The 3,319-nt window shown below is 44.1% G+C and carries 2 protein-coding genes and 2 pseudogenes; 2 read left to right on the top strand and 2 right to left on the bottom strand.

Annotated features, from left to right (window positions below):
- Nucleotides 1-139: 139 nt before the first annotated feature.
- Nucleotides 140-784 (bottom strand): annotated as a pseudogene (locus tag O9300_RS12610) (Rpn family recombination-promoting nuclease/putative transposase); the annotation flags it as partial.
- Between the two features lie 353 nt (nucleotides 785-1,137).
- Here O9300_RS12610 and O9300_RS12605 point away from each other — a divergent pair.
- Both O9300_RS12605 and O9300_RS12600 read left to right on the top strand, forming a co-directional pair.
- Entirely contained in the window at nucleotides 1,138-2,643 is a 1,506-nt protein-coding gene (locus tag O9300_RS12605) for a Ycf46 family AAA ATPase (RefSeq protein WP_287971955.1), read from the top strand.
- Between the two features lie 12 nt (nucleotides 2,644-2,655).
- The gene (locus O9300_RS12600; RefSeq protein ID WP_287971952.1) at nucleotides 2,656-3,177 is read left to right on the top strand and encodes an SH3 domain-containing protein; all 522 of its coding nucleotides are present in this window, start codon (nucleotides 2,656-2,658) and stop codon (nucleotides 3,175-3,177) included.
- 11 nt (nucleotides 3,178-3,188) lie between these two features.
- Here O9300_RS12600 and O9300_RS19495 read toward each other — a convergent pair.
- A pseudogene (locus O9300_RS19495) lies at nucleotides 3,189-3,319 on the bottom strand (RNA-guided endonuclease TnpB family protein); the annotation flags it as partial.

Genomic DNA, 3,319 nt, shown 5'->3' with positions numbered 1-3,319 from the left:
TTTGCTAATAAACATAGCAAAATTATAGATGATTTCCTGACCTAAGATCACATTTTATTCTTTTTTCCACTTCAATCTAAGAATTGAGAAAAAAGCAAAACTTTATATTATACCATAAAAAAATTATGCAAGAGGTCTATTCTATCTCCTCGGACGAGTTGAGATTGAGATAGGTATCGACAAAGCCTGAAATCAATTGCATTCTAGCAGCATCTAATCTTAATGTTACCAATAATCTTAGACATTCTGCCTTAACTTTTGCTCTATCCCGAGGGGCAATTTTCATCTTGGCCATCAAAGCGGCGGCGACGGGATTAGCTTGATCGAGAAAATCTCGCCAATTCAAGCGATTTAACTGGACAACTTGATAGTTAAATTCTAACACTTTTAAGTCAGGAAACTCAATTTTGTATTGACGAATTGCTTCTTTTTGCGGACGATCATAGGAGAATATGACAATCGGATAAACTGGTAAGGCAAATTTTTGATGCAGACGAGCAAAATAAGTAAACATTCGCCGATTAAATTCTGGTTGAGAGCTAGACTGTGCTTCTAGATGAATTAAGAAAAATGATGATTGTCCTCGAAATTGCACTTGGGCGACTAAATCACTTTCATACTTTTCTCCTTCCGTGACATCGGTAAAGACTTCTTTGTCTAAAAATGTGATCTGATTAGGCTCTAAATAATTAATAATCTCAGGAAAAAACAACTGAATAAATTCAACAAAAAAAGTCGCAATTAATTCCTTAAATAAACGATCATGGTCAATAACATTATTCATACATAAGTAGTCGGGCAAAATTAATTTCTTGGTTAGGATAGGCACTCATGCAAAAGGCACTCATGCAAGAGGTAGTGAGATATGTTTAATTAATTTTGCCTAGGTACATAGCAGTTATCCCAATGGTGAGGTAGGAAGTTGTCCTTTTGGGTAGTCGGTCGCCGGCCGTCGATATCAAAATTAAGTTACACTTCATCTTTAGGAGAAAGGCGGTCAATTACTCGTTAAGACTACACCAGAACAGGGAGCTGCGGAGAAGAAGTTCGAGCATTTGTACTAAAATATCTAATAGACGGCTAACTGCTATATTTTCTGATGACGATATAAATAGCAAAAACTATAGACGAATAGCTATGAGCTTTGGTGAAGAATTTGAATTACTGCTGCGGGCCCGCTATCCTCTCATCTATATTAGCACCCTAGAAGAAGAACGTCTCGAAAAAGCGATCGCCGATATTGCCAAACAGAGCCATAACCGTGCTGTCTATGTCTGGGATTTCGTGGATGGTTATCAAGATAATCCCAATAATGAGAACTTGGCTCGGCGTAATCCCCTGCAAGCTCTTGAATTCGTCGAAAAGCTGCCGACTAACATCGCCGCCATCATAATTTTACGCGATTTCCAGCGCTTTTTAGAAGATATTTCCATCGCCAGAAAATTGCGAAATCTGGCCCGTTCTCTGAAATCTCAGCCCAAAAACCTAATTATCGTCGCTCCCGAACTGTCTATCCCCTCGGATCTAACCGAAGTAATCACCGTCGTCGATTTTCCCCTCCCCAGTGGCGAAGAAATTAAACAGGAAATTCAGCGATTAATCGCTGCCACCGGACAACCCGTCAAAGAACCACTCCTCGATGAATTAGTGCTTTCTGCCCAAGGATTATCCCTAGAGAGAATTCGTCGGGTTTTAGCCAAATGTTTAGCCAGTCACGGCAAAATTGAGCCAGAGGACGTGGAATTAATTTTGGCAGAAAAACGCCAATCGATTCGTCAAACCCAGATATTGGACTTTTATCCCGCCACAGAGCAGATTTCTGACATCGGCGGCCTAGATAACCTCAAAGATTGGCTAATTCGTCGCGGTGGTGCCTTTAGTGAACGCGCCCGCGCCTACGGTTTACCCAATCCCCGGGGTTTACTATTGGTGGGAATCCAAGGGACGGGTAAATCCCTGACAGCGAAAGCTATTTCCCATCATTGGCACTTGCCTTTACTGCGTCTAGACGTGGGGCGTTTATTTGGCGGATTGGTGGGAGAATCGGAATCGCGTACCCGTCAGATGATTAATCTCGCCGAAGCTTTAGCTCCCTGTGTGCTCTGGATAGACGAAATCGATAAAGCTTTCGCCGGAGCGGAGGGAAAAGGCGACGGGGGAACCACCGGGCGGGTTTTCGGGACTTTTATCACTTGGTTAGCGGAGAAACAATCGCCGGTTTTTGTCGTCGCTACAGCTAATAACATCCAATCTCTGCCCCCGGAAATGTTGCGAAAAGGACGCTTCGATGAGATATTTTTTGTCGGACTACCTAGCCAAAAGTCCCGCGAGGAGATTTTTAGCGTTCATTTAGGGAAAGTTCGGCCCCATAATCTGAAAAGTTATGATATAAAGCGATTAGCCTACGAAACTCCCGATTTTTCGGGGGCAGAAATCGAACAAACCATCGTGGAAGCGATGCACATCGGGTTTAGTCAAAATCGCGACTTTAGCACCGATGATGTGCTTGAGGCCGCTAGTCAGATTATACCCCTGGCTCGCACTGCCCAAGAACAGATTCAATTTCTACAGGATTGGGCTAAGTCCGGTAAAGCTCGTCTAGCCTCTCGCGATGATCGTTTTAATGTTAATCCTAGCAGTTAATTTAGCACCAATATGAAGCGTTTATCTGGTTTATTGCAATTTATGCTCGGTTTTGTCATGGGAGTGGCGATTTTGGTCGGTGGGGCTACTGCTGTCGCCTATATGCTTCTCTCCGGTATGAATTCTAATCCTCCTAAACCCGTCTTTACCGAGGAGAAAAAAGAGGAAACTAAGGAAGAAAAAACCGCCGTCAAACCTTCTCCCATCCCTACTACTCCCGTCCAAGAACAACCCCAAGCTGAGGTGAAAGAGTCTCCCACAGCTGCACCAGCACCAAAAGCTTCCCCGAAACCCAGTCCCGAAGCAAGAAAAAGAGAAGCCACATCCGAGGGTTATCAAGCGCGGGTGACATGGCAAAGCGGTTTAAGTCTGCGCTCTCAACCTACCAGTGAATCGACTCGTCTCGGCGGTCTGGATTATAATACTAAAGTTAGTGTGGTGGGAACCAGCAGCGATGGCCAATGGCAGCGCATACGTCTGTCCGATGGTCGCGAAGGTTGGATTAAAGCGGGTAATATTTCCAGAGTCCATTGACACTCCCCGCTCTAAAGAGACGGGGATTCTTGGTTCACAGAGATTACTTGCTTAGACAGAATTGCTTCTGAAAAAGTAGAGGTATTCTCTCCCCAAGCGTTTATTGGATCGAGCCCAAAGGTTCCGGTATGCCCTACCGTAC

This window comes from Microcystis sp. LE19-195.1E (assembly GCF_027532095.1).
Classification (GTDB): domain Bacteria; phylum Cyanobacteriota; class Cyanobacteriia; order Cyanobacteriales; family Microcystaceae; genus Microcystis; species Microcystis aeruginosa.
This window is presented reverse-complemented; position numbering and strand designations above follow the sequence as displayed.